This window comes from Yoonia sediminilitoris (assembly GCF_003058085.1).
Taxonomy (GTDB): domain Bacteria; phylum Pseudomonadota; class Alphaproteobacteria; order Rhodobacterales; family Rhodobacteraceae; genus Yoonia; species Yoonia sediminilitoris.
This window is the reverse complement of sequence record NZ_QBUD01000001.1, coordinates 524,346-539,252: the sequence shown is the minus strand read 5'-3', so window position 1 is coordinate 539,252 and position 14,907 is coordinate 524,346. Positions and strand designations below refer to the sequence as shown.

Here is a 14,907-nt window from a genome sequence, read left to right as displayed (position 1 = left end):
AAATCATTGCGGGTAGTAAGCTGATACTACCAGCCCCGCCCTAAACAACCTCTAGGCTAAAAGTCAACGCTGGGTAAGTTGGAGGGGGCCTTGGCCAAAGCGATACATATGATGATCCGTGTGCTGGAAGAACAGCGCGCGATCGACTTTTATCAGACAGCATTTGATTTACAGGTCGTGGATCGGCTGGATTTCACCGATTTCACGCTTGTGTACATGTCGAACGCCGAAATCGCGTTCGAGCTGGAATTGACCATCAACAAAGACCGGACAGAACCCTACGATCTGGGTGATGGCTACGGGCATCTGGCCGTTTCCGTCGATGACCTTCAGGCGTCCCATGACAGGCTGACATCAGGAGGGATGAACCCGCGCAAAATCGTGGAGTTCGCCCCCGATGGTCAGCTTGTGGCGCGGTTCTTCTTTGTGGCGGACCCGGACGGCTACCAGATCGAAGTGCTTGAACGCAGCGGGCGCTTCAAATGACATCAAGGGGAGGAGACATGATGCAGGACACCACTGGTCCAAAGGGACTGACCCGGCGCGAATTGTTGTCGCGGAGCACCGCCGCAGGCGCGACATTCGTTGTCGGCGCGGGCTTTCTTGCCGCGCCCAACGCGGCGTGGGCCGTCGAAACAACGACCCTGAAGCCTGAAACCTTTGCGACGCTGGTCCAGATGGCGCGCGATATCTACCCACATGACAAGGTGGGCGACGAATTCTATGTCGTGGCCGTGAAAGGCTATGACGCGGACACGACCGCAGACATGGTCGAAGCCGGGGTCGCCGGATTGAATGCCGCCGCTCGGGGCAAGGGGCACGCAAGCTATCTTGCAATGGGCTGGGAACGTGACCGCGTCGACATTCTGCGCGGCATGGAAGACAGCGCGTTCTTTCAGCAAATCCGCGGTGGTCTGGTCACCGGGCTTTATAACCAAAAGGCAGTCTGGCCGATCTTTGGCTACGAGGGCGCGTCTTTTGATCAAGGCGGCTACATCGACCGCGGCTTCAACGACATCAACTGGCTTTAAGGGAGGGAATGCATCATGACGGCACCCTTTGAACTTACCGACGACAACGTTGTCGTCGTCATCGGCACCGGCGCTGGCGGTGGCGTACTGGCCAACGAACTGGCCCAAAAGGGCATCAGCGTTGTCGCGTTGGAAGCAGGCGGGCGTTACCTGCCACAGGATTACGTAAATGATGAATGGGAAAGCTTCGGGCAATTGGCATGGCTTGACCCGCGCACAACGTCCGGCGACTGGCGGGTGGCAAAGGATTTCTCGGGCCTGCCCGCGTGGATCGTCAAGGCGGTGGGCGGCACCACGACCCACTGGGCGGGCGCGAGCTTGCGGATTCAGGACCATGAATTCAAAGCCAAAACGACTTATGGCAATGTGCAAGGCGCAAGCCTGCTGGATTGGCCGATAGATCCGCGCGAGTTGGACGACTACTACACCAAGGCCGAAAACAAGCTGGGCGTGACCCGTACCGGCGACCGCCCGGGACTGCCCGGCAACAACAACTACAAGGTGTTCGAGGCAGGCGCAAAGGCGCTGGGTTACAAAGACGTCCACACCGGCCGCATGGCGATCAATGCGGACGAAAACCGCGACCGGGCCATGTGCCAGCAAACCGGCTTTTGCTTTCAGGGCTGCAAATGGGGGGCGAAATGGTCCGCCGCCTACACAGACATCCCCCAAGGCGAAGCAACAGGCAATCTGGAAGTGCGCGAAAAAGCGCATGTGGCGCGCATCTTGCATAATGAGGCGGGCAAAGTCACAGGCGTCGAATATTTCGACAGCGACGGCAATTTGCACATGCAGGCGGCACGTGTGGTCTGCGTGGCAGGGAATTCCTTTGAAAGCCCGCGCATGCTTCTCAATTCGGCCACATCCATGTTTCCCGATGGGCTGGCCAATTCGTCAGGGCAAGTCGGGCGCAACTATATGCGGCACATGACCGGGTCGGTCTATGCGACCTTCGACAAGCCGGTGAAAATGTGGCGCGGGACAACGATGGCAGGCATCATACAGGATGAGGCGCGGCACGACCCATCGCGGGGCTTTGTCGGCGGATATGAACTGGAGACGCTCGCCCTTGGTCTGCCCTTCATGGCGGCCTTCCTTGATCCGGGCGGCTGGGGACGCGAATTTACCTCTGCGCTGGATTCATACGAAAACATGGCGGGCATGTGGATCGTGGGCGAGGATATGCCACAGGAAACCAACCGCGTGACACTCAACCACGATGTGACCGACCAATGGGGCCTGCCTGTCGCCAACGTACATTTCAGCGACCATCCCAACGATGTGGCGATGCGTGACCACGCCTATCAACAGGGGGCGGCCGTCTATGAGGCCGTGGGTGCGACTCGTGTGTTCCCGACACCACCCTACCCCTCTACGCATAACCTTGGCACCAACCGGATGTCTGAAAATCCGCGTGACGGTGTCGTCAACAAATGGGGACAAACCCATGATATCGCGAACCTTTATGTCTCTGACGGGTCGCAATTCACAACGGGTGCTGCTGAAAACCCGACACTGACAATCGTCGCACTGGCGATCCGGCAGGCCGACCATTTGGCCAGCGAAATGTCGCAAGGCAACATCTGATAAAACACCTGCCCCCTCACTTCCGAGGGTGCAGCTTTTCGCTTGGGGAGAAAAACCATGAAACGATTATTAAGTTCCGTTGCCGTTGCATGTCTTTGTGCAACAGGCGCGAATGCGCAAAACGCCGAGGAGGCACCCGATACCCTTGCAACACTTGGCGCGATGAAGACTGTCGGCACAACCGACTTTACCTATATCGACCAAACCGGTGATTATGCCGATGGGATCAAGGCGACGCTGGAACGCATCACCCTGCCCGAAGGCTTCAAGATCGAGCTTTACGCGATTGTCCCGGACGCGCGCCACATCGCTGTCGGCCCACAAGGGATTGTGACGTTCGTTGGCACCCGCAAGACAGAAGTCTGGGCCGTGACCGACCGCAACAAGGATCGTATCGCAGACGAGGTCAAGAACTTTGCCCCGTCGCTGCCCAAGGCGATCCCGAACGGGCCCTGCTTTACCGCCGATGGATTTCTGATCATCGCAGAGCAGAACCGCATCCTGAAATACCCCGCCGCAGAGTTCTTTTACGAAAGCCCCGATGTGGTGGCCGAACCCATCATCGCCGGTGGTGAGCTGATTCCGCCGGATGAAGAAAGCTACAACCACACCGCGCGGGTCTGCGACATTGGTCCGGATGGCAAACTCTATGTATCGCTTGGGCAGCCGTTCAATGTGGCCCCACCCGAAAAGCTGGACCTGTATAACGAAGTCGGTATTGGTGGCATCATCCGGATGAATTTGGACGGGACCGACCGCGAGGTGTATACATACGGTGTGCGCAACTCGGTCGGACATGACCACCATCCAGTCACTGGCGACCTGTGGTTCACGGACAATCAGGTAGACGGTATGGGCGATGATATTCCGCCAGGCGAAATCAACCACCAGACCGCCATGGGCCAGCATTTTGGACACCCTTGGTATGGCGGTGGCGATGTACGCACCAACGAATACGCCGGTCAGGAAGTGCCGGTTGACGTCGTGATGCCTGCGTCCGAAACGATTGCCCACGCCGCCGATCTGGGCATGCGTTTCTACACGGGCAACATGTTCCCGGACAAATACAAAAACGCCATCTTCTCGGCGCAGCACGGGTCATGGAACCGGACAACGCCAGTTGGCGCACGGGTAATGGTCACCTTCATTGACGAAGAAGGCAACGCCAGCACAGAGCCGTTTGCCGAAGGCTGGATCGACGAAAACGGCGAATATCTTGGCCGCCCCGTCGATGTAGAGCAATTGCGCGACGGCTCGCTGCTTGTCTCTGATGATTTGGCCGGTGCGCTTTATCGCATCAGCTACAGCGAATGATCAGGCCCATTCTCTTGGCTCTCGGCGGGGTTATCCTCGCCGGGGCCGGCCTTGCGCAAGAAAAGTTGGCGGGTGATCCCGAAGAGGGTCGCAAGCTCGTCCGGCAGTGTCAAACCTGCCACGGGCGTGATGGTGTTGCACGAATTCCGATTGCGCCACATATCGGCGGTGAGCCCATGCCCTATCTGACGGCGCAGTTGACCGCATTTCGGGAGGGCACGCGCGAACATGAAATGATGACCGTCGTTGCCAGGGGGCTGACGGATCAGGCGATTGCGAATCTGGCGGCATGGTATGCGCAACAGCAGGTGCAGGTGGTCTTGTCCGCGCCAGCGGAGGACGCACCCGAGGCCTGCGTCAGCTGTCATGGCGCCGACGGGCTTTCGGGCGCACCTGATGTGCCCAACCTCGCTGGCGAGTCGACGATCTATCTGGAAACGCAGCTCAAGGCGTTTCGCAATGGCAAACGCACCCATGACATCATGTCCGACATTGCCGCAGAGTTGAGCGATCAGGACATCCGCGCGCTTGCCTCTTGGTATGCCGCGATCGAGTTCAGTGTCTTGACGCAGGATTAACCCCCGGCGTCCGCGATTGGGCGCGCAGGGCAGCGTTATTCCGCAATCACCACAATGCAGGGGCTAAAGTCGCGCACCTTCGCCTATTGCGGTGCGCGGTGCCCGCAAGCAGTGTGCAAAAGCGAGGGGTAAAAATTGATAGATCACATTACTTCTGGAGTAAGCGATTTCGGGCGGCCTACGGCTTTTCATGATCGGACTTTTACCCCTTTGGAGATCAAACGCCTGTTTGATGTACCCAAAGAGCAGTCCGGTAGCGTGAAGGTGACGGGCTACGGTGATGATCACCCATGGTTCTGACTGGCCGAGGAAAATGCGACAACCGGGTTGCTGCATATTGCCTTTCAGGCGACATGTCGCGCTGACGTGGATGCCTTTCATGCTGCTGCGATAGGTGCTGGCGGAACAGATAATGGCCCGCCGGGTCTTCGCCACCACTATCACGCGGATTATTATGCTGCCTTCGTTCTGGACCCTGACGGACACAACATCGAGGCGGTTTGCCACCTACCATAGAGAGGTTTGAAAAAACACTTCAGACCATTGCAGCGGAAAAAGCTGCTGTTGGCAGCACGCCCGCCAAAGGGACGGTTCACATCAACTGCGCCCTTTGGCCGCTTCCTTTTCCATATCCAATCCGTTCAGCAGGGCAACATGGTCGGTGATTTTGGGCACAAAGTCACCGCCATTGCCAGATGCCTCGACATGGGCGAAATACTGTTTGGCCGCCGACGCCATGACCGTCATCAAACCGGCATCATCGGCCATGGCATTGAGATACCGCAGGTCTTTCGCCGCGTTCGAGATGGTGAATTTATGCACCTCTTCGCGGTCCACGGCATAGGTCATGAATGTGTCAAAGAAACCGTTCGACAAACGGCTGGACCCGATGACTTCGCGCACCTTTGAGGGCGTGATGCCGACGGCAGCGCCCAGCACTGTCGCCTCGGCATAAAGGGCGGCATAACTCATCGAGATGAAGTTCATCAACAGCTTCATCTTGTGGCCGCTCCCGGTGGGGCCGACATGGGTGATGTTGCCTGCCCAGCAGTCAAGGATCGGCTTGACCTTGGCAAATGTCGCGTCGTCGCAGCCCACCATCGCGTCCAGAGTTCCGGCTTCGGCTTCCTTCGGTGTCCGGCCCAGAGGCGCGTCAACGATGGTGCCACCCTTGGCTTCAAGTTCTGCGGCGAGTGCGGCAGTCGAGGTTGGATCAGCGGTGGTGGTATCAATCACGATCAACCCCGGCCGTGCGCCCGCCAGAATGCCGTCAGGCCCGCGAAACACGGATTCGACCTGCGGCGAATTTGACAAGCACAGATGAATTACATCACAGGTTGCGGCCATTTCTTTGGCTGTCGTGACTTCTGTCGCCCCTTTGGCGACCAGGTTATCGACGGGTTCTCGGTTGCGGTTGGCCTTGACCCACAGTGGATAGCCCTTTTCAACAAGGTTCTTCGCCATGCCGTGGCCCATGTAGCCCACGCCGATAAAGCCGATTTTCATGTCGCTCATGTCTCTTCCCTTTTTGATCGCGGGCAGGTGATGGGCCGCTGTCAAATTTCACCCACACGGTTATACCCGTGCCCGGCAGGCATTATGAATTGACCGTTTCCGCATTGACAAACCTTGTGCCAACGGCCTTGATGAAATGGTATACCATTCATCAAGTGATGCAAGGACCGCTGTGCAGTTTCCGACCAGATCAGAGTGTTTTGATCCCGTGATGCCGTGGGGGTCCTGCCCGTGATTACCTTTGCCCTTGCGGTCTTTTTCCTGATTGCAACACCCGGACCGGGTGTGTTGTCAACGGCTGGCGTCGGTGCGGGATATGGTTTTGGCAAAGGGCTTCGCTATGTGGCGGGGCTGTTCTTGGGGACCAACATCGTCGCACTTGGGGTTATCACCGGATTGGCCGCGATTGTCCTGTCCGTTCCGGTGATCCGCTGGGTGCTGATGGCGGCGTCGTTGCTTTATCTGCTGTATCTGGCCGCACGCATCGCCTTTGCGGGCTCAAAAATCGCCTTCATTGCCGCAACCGTCGCGCCCGGAATCGGGGCTGGTGTCCTTTTGCAGGCCATCAACCCCAAAGCCTATGCGGTGAACACCAGCCTGTTCACAGGCTTTCCCTACGCCCCAGAGAACCTGACCTATGAAACGATTACCAAGCTGCTGATTGTCAACGCAATCTGGATACCGATCCATCTGGCGTGGCTCTGGGCCGGGGCCAGCCTGCATCGGCTGAACCTGTCAGACAGCGCGCAACGCAAGATCAACTATGCCATGGCCGCGTCAATGCTGGCCGTTGTGGCGCTGGCCCTGATTTCGGGGCTGCGGGCAGCATGACCCCACCCTGCGAGCAATACTGAAAGGACACGAGATGAACATTCTGATTATCGGCGGCGGTGGCGTTGTGGGGCAAAAACTGGCCCACGCGCTGGCTGCAAAAGGGACGCTGCGCGGCGATGCAATCACCCGGCTGACGCTTGCCGACGTGAAAGACCCAACCGGTCTGGACGCCCCCTTTGATGTGGAAACCGTAACCTGTGACATTGCCGATGCGGCCTCTGTCAATCAGCTGATCAAGGCCGATACCGACGTGATCTACCTGTTGGCTGCCATCGTGTCGGCCCATGCCGAAGAGGATTTTGAGGCGGGCATGAATATCAACCTGTTTGGCACTTACAATGTGCTGGAACGGTGCCGCGCCCTGGGCACAGCACCTGTTGTCGTGTTCACATCTTCCATTGCGGTCTATGGCGGCGATATTCCCAACCCGTTGGGCGATCACAGCTACCCCAATCCGCAGACATCCTATGGCGGTCAAAAGGCCATCGGAGAAATCCTGATCAACGACTATTCCCGCAAGGGTTACGTTGATGGGCGCGCCTTCCGGTTGCCCACAATCTCGGTCCGTCCGGGCAAACCGAACCGGGCGGCGTCCGGCTTTATGTCGTCGATCTTGCGCGAGCCCCTGAATGGCCAAGAGGCGATCTGCCCGGTCGCTCCCGACTTTCTGCATTACTACCTCAGCCCGCGCAAATGCGTGGAAAACCTGATCAAAGGGGCGGAATTGCAGGCCATGGACCTTGGCACAAACCGCGTGATGCAGATGCCGGGGCGGGTCTGGTCGATTGCGCAACTGATTGAGGCGATGACCGCTGTCGCAGGCGACGCCCCCGCCCAACTTATCCGCTGGGACGCACAGCCAGAGGTCAAGCGCATCGTGTCAGGCTGGAAATGGGACATCCATGCCGACCGGGCAGAGGCGCTGGGGCTGTCCGCAGACGACAGTTTCGAAGATAATATCCGCTATTATCTGGAAGACGATAAACCCGCGGCCTAGCCTCGGTTGACCGCGCCTTTGAAACTGTCCAGTGCCGCGGCCAGTTCGGGGTGGTCGCGGGCATAGTCATGTGGGGTCAGCCCCAGCTTTTGTGCCTCTGCCGCCTGCCGCAGGCTGGCGATCCCCGCCGCCGGGCCGCCCGGATGGCTCATGATGCCGCCGCCTGCGCAAAACAGAAAATCGTCATTGCCCAGCAATGCCATTGACGGGCCAACCTGCCACGCGGTCTGGCCAGATGAAAAGACAGGCAACGCGGTTTGGGCGTGCCCTGCGCTGACCGGGGCCTGCACTGACACTGCGGCTTCGGCGACCACGCTGTCAGGTTCGGTGAATTTGCTGGCAAGCCCGTTCACATGCAGGTGGTCCGCCCCCGCCATGCGCCACAGCTTTTGCATGACCGGATAGGCCACCCCGATGTGCGGGGACCGTGACATCAGCCCCCAGCCGTTTCGGTGGGCGTGAACAGGCAGCGGGCTTTGGTCGCGCACGGCGCGCAGGCCAGCCAGTCCGATAGAGTTGAGCGACACCATCGCGCAGGTGGCCCCCAGTTTTTCAAGCATCTCAAGATGGCGCCACATGTCGGTGATTTCGTCGGTAATGTTGAAGGCATACATCACCTTGCGTCCGGTTTTCTGGGCTGCGGCATCAAGTGCGCCCATCACGGCCATGGCCCGGTCCTTCAGCGGACAGGCGGGGCCATTGCCCTGCAACTCATCGTCCTTGATGAAATCAATGCCCGCCAGCGCCAGATTTTTGGCCAGTTCTGCGGTCTCATCTGCGCTTAGCCCCACGCTGGGTTTGATGATCGTTCCAATCATCGGGCCGGTATCGACCCCCATCAGGCGGCGGCTGCCGGTGATACCAAACTGCGGGCCGGGCAGTGCTGCGGCAATGCTATCGGGCACGTCCAGCGATACCAGCCGAATGGCGGACACTTCGGCCAACTCGAACAGATTGCCCGCAATGGTCGCCAGTATGTTGGGGAGTGACGCACCGAATGTATCGACCGGCCAGCTGATCGTGACTGTGCCCTGTTCATAGCAGTCAGCCGAAAGGCGGCACGGTAGTGCGGGGTGATCCGATTTGCCCGTGATTGTGACCGCTTCGACCCGTGCCGCGGCCCGGTCGCGCAGGCTGTCGGTCTCGGCGGCTAGCCTGATGAAGGTGCCGGTTGATTGTTCGCCCGCCAGCACGGCAGCGGCTTGCGCCACGCCTACCGGGCTTTCGATGTCATATGTGGCTTGCAAACGTGTCATCTGGTACCTCCTCCGGCCTGAACCCAGCCGAAATAGTCGTGGCTGCCCATTTGCCCACCCTTGAGTGCCACCGTCAGCCCATTGATTGGGCCTGTTCCATGCGCCCTGCAGATCGCAGCCCCCGGAATGGTCGGCGCAACCGCCGAGAGCGCGTCAATTCCCAAGGCCTGGCAAACATGGCCCGATGTGTCGCCGCCAGACACGACCACTCGGTCGAGTTGCCCCTGCTGTACTATGGCGGACATGATCCGCCCAAGTGCCTGACCAATCCTGTCGTTCACCGCTGACAAAGCATCGCCCGCTGCCGCGCGCAGCCGTGCGACCGCAGGGTCGTCAGGCCCCGACGCAGTATAGATCAACGGCACCTGCCCTTGTTCTATCGCGCACAATCCGGTCTTGATGGCCATCGCCTGCGCGTCGGCAGCATCCGGGCCGTCGCCACACAATGACACAGCATCAAACGGAATGCAGGCAAACCCGTTGCCACGCGCCCAGTCGATCTGATTTTGTGTGGTGGACGAGACTGACCCTGACACGACCGCCATACGATTGGCCCCCGCGATGCCCGCCACCGGGATTTCAGCGGGCAAAATTCCCAAGTGACGCAAATGCGCGACCAGTGCATAGGCGATGCCCTGCGATCCCACGACAAACCGGTGCGTCTCCCTGTGGTCCCACAACAACCGCCCGGCGGCAGCGACATCAGCCGGTGTCATCTGATCAATCGTGACGCCATGCCCCGCAACAAGGGACACATCGGCACGGACCGGATCGGCCAGCGCCTCAATATCCAGACAAGTAACGGGCATATCCGTTTGCGCTTGCAGGTGGCGCGCAACATCCGCTTCGGTCATGGGGGTGACGGGATGGCGTGCCATGACCGGGTGGCGGTCCAGCCGGAACACGCCAGCATCAGTGCCTGCGAAGAGCTGGCCAAAAGCCTGATAGCGGCGCATTTTAGGGGCGGCCACGAGAATGGGAATGGCGGCAGGTCCAAAGCGTGCCGCGCCGATATCCATGGCGCGTCCGACAGACCCGATATGCGGGGCTGAATCCAGCGTTGAACAGATCTTGTACTGCACGAATTCCGCCCCCGTATCCGCCAGCAAAGCGAATATGTCGGGCAGGTTTTCATCCATCCACGCAGGCGACCGCGTGCGGGCCATGGATGCAACCCCGATGCCGCGCATGCCCGGAAAGGCCGCCAACCGGTCAGGCGATGGTGGCTTGAGGAACAAGACCGCAGGCAAACCCGCAAAGGCAAGCACCTCCATCACAGCCGCCGCACCGGTGAAGTCATCACCGAGCCAGGCCAACAGCGGGTCTGGCACCGGCTTTGTCATTTTGGCGTGATCTTTGCGATAGTCGCGGTGGAGACTTTGTTATGACGTTCGCGATGCCAGATATAGATTCCAGCCGCGATAATGATCAGCCCACCTCCGAGCGTCCAAATAGTGGGCCATGTGCCAAAAAAGACGATCCCCGCCAAGGACGCGAGGAAAATCTGGATATAGACAACTGGTGCCAGAATGGATGCATCAGCCATACGGTGTGCCGCCGTCGCCAGAATATGTCCACTGCCGCCAAATATCCCGATGAGAAGGAAAAATGCCCAGTCAGCGGCGGTTCCCGGCCAACCCCATTGTGTCAGCGCGAAAGGCAGCAAGCAAATGGCCGCAAGCCCCGATGCCCAGATTTGGCTGGTCGCGTTGCTTTCGACCCCCGCCAGAAGTCGCGTCATCACAAAATAGAGCGCGGCCAGACAGAGCGCGCCGATGTTGAGGAACATGGCCGGATGAAACCCCACACCCCATGGCTGCATGACAAGCACAACACCCACAAAGCCGACGCAAACCGCCATAATCCGGTGCCATCCGACCCGTTCGCCCAAAATGGGGATGGCCAGCAGCGTCACCACGATGGGACCCGCAAACATGATTGTCGTGGTCACTGTTATCGGCAGGTATTTCAGGGCCGTGAAATTAAGCGCCGTACTGCAAAACAAAAAAAGCGAACGCAGGGCCTGCCGCTTGGGCGCGTTTGAGCGCAAGGCCGCAAACCCGTCGCGCGGCAGAAAAACAGCCAGAGACATCAACAGATGGACAAGGTAGCGCACGAAAACCACCTGAATGGCTGGCAGTCCGGCCATCACCAGCCATTTGGCCGAAGTATCGATCAGCGTAAAGAAAAACACAGCGCCCGCCATCGCGAAAAGCCCCACGGCTGTGCGTTCCTCGCGCGGGGCGACAAGCTGCTTCATGGGCTGATCGCTTGCGATTGTCCGGTGTGCGCGGCCTTGTGGATCGCATCAAGCACCTGCATTGTCCGCCGTCCGTCGTCACCGGTTGCGATCAGATCATCCTCTGCGCCGCCAACCACAGCGGCAAAGCGGTCAAGCTGCTCGGCGATTGCGTCAACGCGGGGCAGTTCGGGTGCTGCGATCTTGTTCAAGGGATGCTGCCAGTCGGGGGCCGCCTGCCCGTCACCTTTCCACATCTGCAGTGTCGGAAAGGACAGCGCGCCTGCCGTGCCGATAAACCGCAACGGGTCTTCACCCCGCACGGCAATGGCGGGGTTTTCGCCGGTTGCGGCCTCGAACGCCCATGGCGATACCCCCGCATCCGACAGAATGAAAGTCCCCAGCGCGCCGCTGGCGAACCGCAGGGAAATGGCTGACGTGTCCTCAACCGCAAAGCCGCGGGTCGCATTGCTGTTCATCGCCGTGACTTCGGTGATGGGCCCCGCCAGACAGTGCAGCAAATCAATTTCGTGGCTCAGGTTGGTCAGGATCGGCCCCGCCCCCGGCGCGCGGCGCCATGCAACATCATAGTAGCTGTCGTGCTTGCGCAGCGCCCAGATCCCCTGCACCGCGACCATATCGCCAATGTCCTGCAACCGGGTCCGGGCGTGCGCGACAAACGGGTGGCAGCGGCGATGATGACCCGCCACAAGCGGCAGGCCCAAAGCTGCGGCCCGTGCGCAAAGCAAATCCGCATCCGCCAATGTTTCGGTCAGCGGCTTTTCAACCAGAACGCCCCAACCCTTTGCAAGACAATCCAGCCCAACCTGCGCATGGTTGGGCGTTGGGGTTGCGATCACCGCGGCTTTGGTGTCTGCCGGGACCGCATCAATGTCTGCTACAACAGGCAGGCCCATGGCAGCCAGCGCATCGCGACGGGCCGCGTCGGCCTCGACCACCGCCGAAAGGCGCACAAGGTCCGAGGCCTGCGCGCAGCCGATATGGCGCATCCCTATCGAACCGCCCCCCACAACGCATATCGCAAGCGGTGCCCCCATCAGCCGCTCAGAGGAAGAGCGTAATGATCGGCGGCCAGATCAGAAGCACCGACAATGCACACAGTTGCAGCGCAATGAATGGCAGGAACCCACGGAAGATATCCGTCAGCGAAATCTCGGGCGGGGCCACGGACTTGAGGTAGAAGGCCGCCGGACCAAAGGGCGGCGAAAGGAAGCTGACCTGCATGTTCATACAGAACACAACCCCGAACCAGATCGGAATGTAACGCGCATCGACGCTGCCCAGAAAGCCGATTTCTTCGGCAGGCAGGCGCACGACGATGGGCAGGAAAACCGGCATGATCAGCAGCACGATACCAACCCAGTCCATGAACATGCCCATGATCAGGAACACCAGCATCATCACCAGAATGATTCCCATTGTTGGCATGTCCGCACCCACGATCAGGTTCGCCACAAAAGTCGGCCCGCCGACCAGCGTATAAGCAGCGGCAAGGGCTGCGGCGCCAATTGTCACCCAGATGATCGTGCCGGTGGATTTCAGCGTGCGGATCAGACTGTCCCAGACGATTTCAAAGGTCATTTCGCGGCGGATCATGCCAATGGTAAAGACCGCGATCACCCCCATACCTGCGGCTTCGGTGATGCCGGTGATACCGCCATAGATCGAGCCCAGAACAACGCCGATCACAACAATGGGCGCAATCAGCCCCTTGCCCATTTCCCAGCCACGCGCGGTGCGCTCTCGTCCGACGATCGCAAAGACGATCACGGTAAAGATAACAAATGCGCCGATGATCCACGGAATGTCAGCCACCATGCCAAGTGGAATGGGATCTTGCCCTTCGCGGATGGCATTGTCGCCGGTCGCCGTGAAAAACAGGGCCCGCAAAAGCAACACGCCCGTTACCCACATGAAAAAGCGCGACAGGAATCCAAGAAACATCAGGCTTTTCTCGCGGCCTTCGGCCTCTCCCGGAACAGGCTCTGGTAAAGGGGCAAGCGAATGGTTCATCCGGGTACGGATGACAATATAGAGAATAAAGAAGGTTGCCAGCATGAAACCCGGCAGGAAGGACGCTGTAAACAGCGCCTTGATCGAGGTTTCCGTGACCAACCCGTAAAAGATCAGAACGATCGATGGCGGGATCATGGTGCCCAGTGACCCTGATGCGCAGATAGTCCCGATGGCAAGGTTGCGGTCATAGCCAAGGCGCAGCATTTGCGGCAGCGCGATCAGTCCCAGCAAGACGACCTCTCCACCAATGATGCCGGACATCGCGGCCATGATCACCGCCATGATGGATGTCACAATCGCAATCCCGCCGCGCGTTCTGCTCATCCAGACGTTCAGCGACGAATACATGTCGCGCGCAATGCCCGACCGTTCCAGCAGGGCCGCCATAAAGATGAAAAGCGGCACCGAAATCAGCACATAATTGGTCAATTGCCGGTAGACCGCCTGCCCCAGCACAGACAGCGGACCGCGCCCGAAATCACCCCACAGCAGATCGGGGGGGAACTTCAGGGAAAGCGTGACGACCGCCAGAAAGGCAGATGCAAAGCCAAGGGGCATCCCGATGGCGAGCAAGGCAAACATGGACAAAAGAATGATAAGTGAAAGTGTACCAATATCGACCATCAGTTCTTGTCCTCAAGCGTGCGACGGATATTTTCGATCTCGACCTCGTCGATTTCGTCCGCGGGCGTGTGCGATTCAGGCACTTTGTTCCAGTCGGCAATCAGGTTCGATACCGCCTGAATGCAGACCAGCACAATGATGATCAAAAGTGCGGGTTTGACGATCCCCGGAATTGGTGGATCCCATGCGGTGCCGAATGTCTCCATCCGCATAAAGCGGTTTTCGGCATCGGTGTAGCCGCCCCAGACCAGCGCAAAGGTGAATCCGACGATCAGCAGGACTGAGATCATATCAGAGGCCTTTTGCGCCCACCACGGCATCATGTCGTAGATGATGTAAATCCGGATATGACTGCGCTGCTGCATGGCGTAAAGCCCGGCCAGCAGGAAGACAAAGCAAGCGATCCAAAGCGACAATTCATTCGCCCACAGGGTCGGTCGCGAAAAGACGTAACGAGAGACAACTTCATAAAACATAACCAGCACAATAAACGCGGTCATGATCATGGCGAGCCGGCCAAGTATCACCGACACAAGGTCAAAAAAGCCGTCGGGCGGCGTCTCGATGGCGCCTTTGGTGTCAGACAGGAACAGGGACGCAAAGATCAGCGCCGCCGAAAGTGATGCAAGCATAACCTGCACCAAAGGCCGCCCCGCAGGCCGGATCATTTCGAACATGCCATAGGACTCTTCCGAAAGGATCCGCTGGCCGACCAGATAGGCGTACAACACCAGCGTCAGACCGATGAACAAGATCATCGCGCTCTTGATTGGTCCGCGCAGTCGCCCCAGAAAAAGCGAATTACCCTGCATCACATGCCTCCCCTCATGCCACTCCCGGACGGTACGCCCGGTTAGGAAAGGCGGGCCCAAATCAGGCCCGCCTAGCTGTCATT

General features: G+C 59.1%; 15 protein-coding genes. 8 read left to right on the top strand and 7 right to left on the bottom strand.

Annotated elements, in window-relative coordinates:
• The first annotated feature begins 90 nt into the window (after window positions 1–90).
• The 6 genes from C8N45_RS02750 to C8N45_RS24000 all read left to right on the top strand — a co-directional run bounded on the left by C8N45_RS02750 (window position 91) and on the right by C8N45_RS24000 (window position 5,026).
• Window positions 91–486: a VOC family protein gene (locus C8N45_RS02750; protein ID WP_108384658.1), complete on the top strand. Its 396-nt coding sequence runs from the start codon at window positions 91–93 to the stop codon at window positions 484–486.
• A 20-nt stretch (window positions 487–506) separates the two neighbouring features.
• Window positions 507–1,031 carry a twin-arginine translocation signal domain-containing protein gene (locus tag C8N45_RS02745; protein WP_108385125.1) on the top strand — a complete coding sequence of 175 codons (525 nt, stop codon included), beginning with the start codon at window positions 507–509 and terminating at the stop codon, window positions 1,029–1,031.
• 15 nt (window positions 1,032–1,046) lie between these two features.
• Complete coding sequence (locus C8N45_RS02740; RefSeq protein ID WP_108384657.1) at window positions 1,047–2,618, top strand: GMC family oxidoreductase; 1,572 nt, start codon at window positions 1,047–1,049, stop codon at window positions 2,616–2,618.
• A gap of 57 nt (window positions 2,619–2,675) precedes the next feature.
• Window positions 2,676–3,932 carry a PQQ-dependent sugar dehydrogenase gene (locus C8N45_RS02735; protein ID WP_108384656.1) on the top strand — a complete coding sequence of 419 codons (1,257 nt, stop codon included), beginning with the start codon at window positions 2,676–2,678 and terminating at the stop codon, window positions 3,930–3,932.
• On the top strand, window positions 3,929–4,510 hold the full coding sequence (locus C8N45_RS02730) for a c-type cytochrome (protein WP_108384655.1): 582 nt from the start codon (window positions 3,929–3,931) through the stop codon (window positions 4,508–4,510). Before C8N45_RS02735 ends, C8N45_RS02730 begins: the two co-directional genes overlap by 4 nt.
• 327 nt (window positions 4,511–4,837) lie before the next feature.
• A complete protein-coding gene (locus C8N45_RS24000) occupies window positions 4,838–5,026 on the top strand; it encodes a VOC family protein (protein WP_309498443.1) in 189 nt (62 codons plus the stop codon).
• 81 nt (window positions 5,027–5,107) lie between these two features.
• Here C8N45_RS24000 and C8N45_RS02720 read toward each other — a convergent pair whose 3' ends face one another.
• On the bottom strand, window positions 5,108–6,070 hold the full coding sequence (locus C8N45_RS02720; protein WP_258792996.1) for an NAD(P)-dependent oxidoreductase: 963 nt from the start codon (window positions 6,068–6,070) through the stop codon (window positions 5,108–5,110).
• 186 nt (window positions 6,071–6,256) lie between these two features.
• Between C8N45_RS02720 and C8N45_RS02715 the strand changes: the two genes are divergently transcribed.
• Together C8N45_RS02715 and denD are read left to right on the top strand one after the other, a co-directional pair.
• Window positions 6,257–6,856: a LysE family translocator gene (locus C8N45_RS02715; RefSeq protein ID WP_108385123.1), complete on the top strand. Its 600-nt coding sequence runs from the start codon at window positions 6,257–6,259 to the stop codon at window positions 6,854–6,856.
• Window positions 6,857–6,890: 34 nt separating this feature from the next.
• Window positions 6,891–7,856, top strand: coding sequence for a D-erythronate dehydrogenase (denD, locus tag C8N45_RS02710; RefSeq protein WP_108384654.1), 966 nt, complete (start codon window positions 6,891–6,893; stop codon window positions 7,854–7,856).
• Here the strand turns inward: denD and C8N45_RS02705 are convergent.
• The 6 genes from C8N45_RS02705 to C8N45_RS02680 are packed head-to-tail and all read right to left on the bottom strand — an operon-like array spanning window position 7,853 to window position 14,824.
• Window positions 7,853–9,112, bottom strand: a complete 1,260-nt coding sequence (locus tag C8N45_RS02705; protein WP_108384653.1) for a ribulose-bisphosphate carboxylase large subunit family protein — start codon at window positions 9,110–9,112, stop codon at window positions 7,853–7,855. The two genes, denD and C8N45_RS02705, sit on opposite strands and share 4 nt — an antisense overlap.
• On the bottom strand, window positions 9,109–10,455 hold the full coding sequence (locus C8N45_RS02700) for a four-carbon acid sugar kinase family protein (RefSeq protein ID WP_108384652.1): 1,347 nt from the start codon (window positions 10,453–10,455) through the stop codon (window positions 9,109–9,111). Before C8N45_RS02700 ends, C8N45_RS02705 begins: the two co-directional genes overlap by 4 nt.
• On the bottom strand, window positions 10,452–11,372 hold the full coding sequence (locus C8N45_RS02695; RefSeq protein WP_108384651.1) for a DMT family transporter: 921 nt from the start codon (window positions 11,370–11,372) through the stop codon (window positions 10,452–10,454). Before C8N45_RS02695 ends, C8N45_RS02700 begins: the two co-directional genes overlap by 4 nt.
• Complete coding sequence (locus C8N45_RS02690) at window positions 11,369–12,409, bottom strand: Gfo/Idh/MocA family protein (RefSeq protein ID WP_108384650.1); 1,041 nt, start codon at window positions 12,407–12,409, stop codon at window positions 11,369–11,371. Before C8N45_RS02690 ends, C8N45_RS02695 begins: the two co-directional genes overlap by 4 nt.
• A 7-nt stretch (window positions 12,410–12,416) precedes the next feature.
• The gene (locus tag C8N45_RS02685; RefSeq protein WP_108384649.1) at window positions 12,417–14,012 is read right to left on the bottom strand and encodes a TRAP transporter large permease; all 1,596 of its coding nucleotides are present in this window, start codon (window positions 14,010–14,012) and stop codon (window positions 12,417–12,419) included.
• Window positions 14,012–14,824 (bottom strand): TRAP transporter small permease subunit, encoded by an 813-nt coding sequence (locus tag C8N45_RS02680; RefSeq protein ID WP_108384648.1) that lies wholly within the window; start codon window positions 14,822–14,824, stop codon window positions 14,012–14,014. The genes C8N45_RS02685 and C8N45_RS02680 overlap by 1 nt, the downstream gene beginning before the upstream one ends.
• Between the last annotated feature and the right edge of the window lie 83 nt (window positions 14,825–14,907).

Excerpts from the sequence above, each read along its gene's own strand:
- denD (WP_108384654.1), top strand. The coding sequence starts at position 6,891 with ATGAACATTCTGATTATCGGCGGCGGTGGCGTTGTGGGGCAAAAACTG.
- C8N45_RS02690 (WP_108384650.1), bottom strand. The coding sequence starts at position 12,409 with ATGGGGGCACCGCTTGCGATATGCGTTGTGGGGGGCGGTTCGATAGGG.
- C8N45_RS02680 (WP_108384648.1), bottom strand. The coding sequence starts at position 14,824 with ATGCAGGGTAATTCGCTTTTTCTGGGGCGACTGCGCGGACCAATCAAG.
- C8N45_RS02745 (WP_108385125.1), top strand. The coding sequence starts at position 507 with ATGCAGGACACCACTGGTCCAAAGGGACTGACCCGGCGCGAATTGTTG.
- C8N45_RS02695 (WP_108384651.1), bottom strand. The coding sequence starts at position 11,372 with ATGAAGCAGCTTGTCGCCCCGCGCGAGGAACGCACAGCCGTGGGGCTT.
- C8N45_RS02705 (WP_108384653.1), bottom strand. The coding sequence starts at position 9,112 with ATGACACGTTTGCAAGCCACATATGACATCGAAAGCCCGGTAGGCGTG.
- C8N45_RS02700 (WP_108384652.1), bottom strand. The coding sequence starts at position 10,455 with ATGACAAAGCCGGTGCCAGACCCGCTGTTGGCCTGGCTCGGTGATGAC.
- C8N45_RS02740 (WP_108384657.1), top strand. The coding sequence starts at position 1,047 with ATGACGGCACCCTTTGAACTTACCGACGACAACGTTGTCGTCGTCATC.
- C8N45_RS02735 (WP_108384656.1), top strand. The coding sequence starts at position 2,676 with ATGAAACGATTATTAAGTTCCGTTGCCGTTGCATGTCTTTGTGCAACA.
- C8N45_RS02730 (WP_108384655.1), top strand. The coding sequence starts at position 3,929 with ATGATCAGGCCCATTCTCTTGGCTCTCGGCGGGGTTATCCTCGCCGGG.
- C8N45_RS02685 (WP_108384649.1), bottom strand. The coding sequence starts at position 14,012 with ATGGTCGATATTGGTACACTTTCACTTATCATTCTTTTGTCCATGTTT.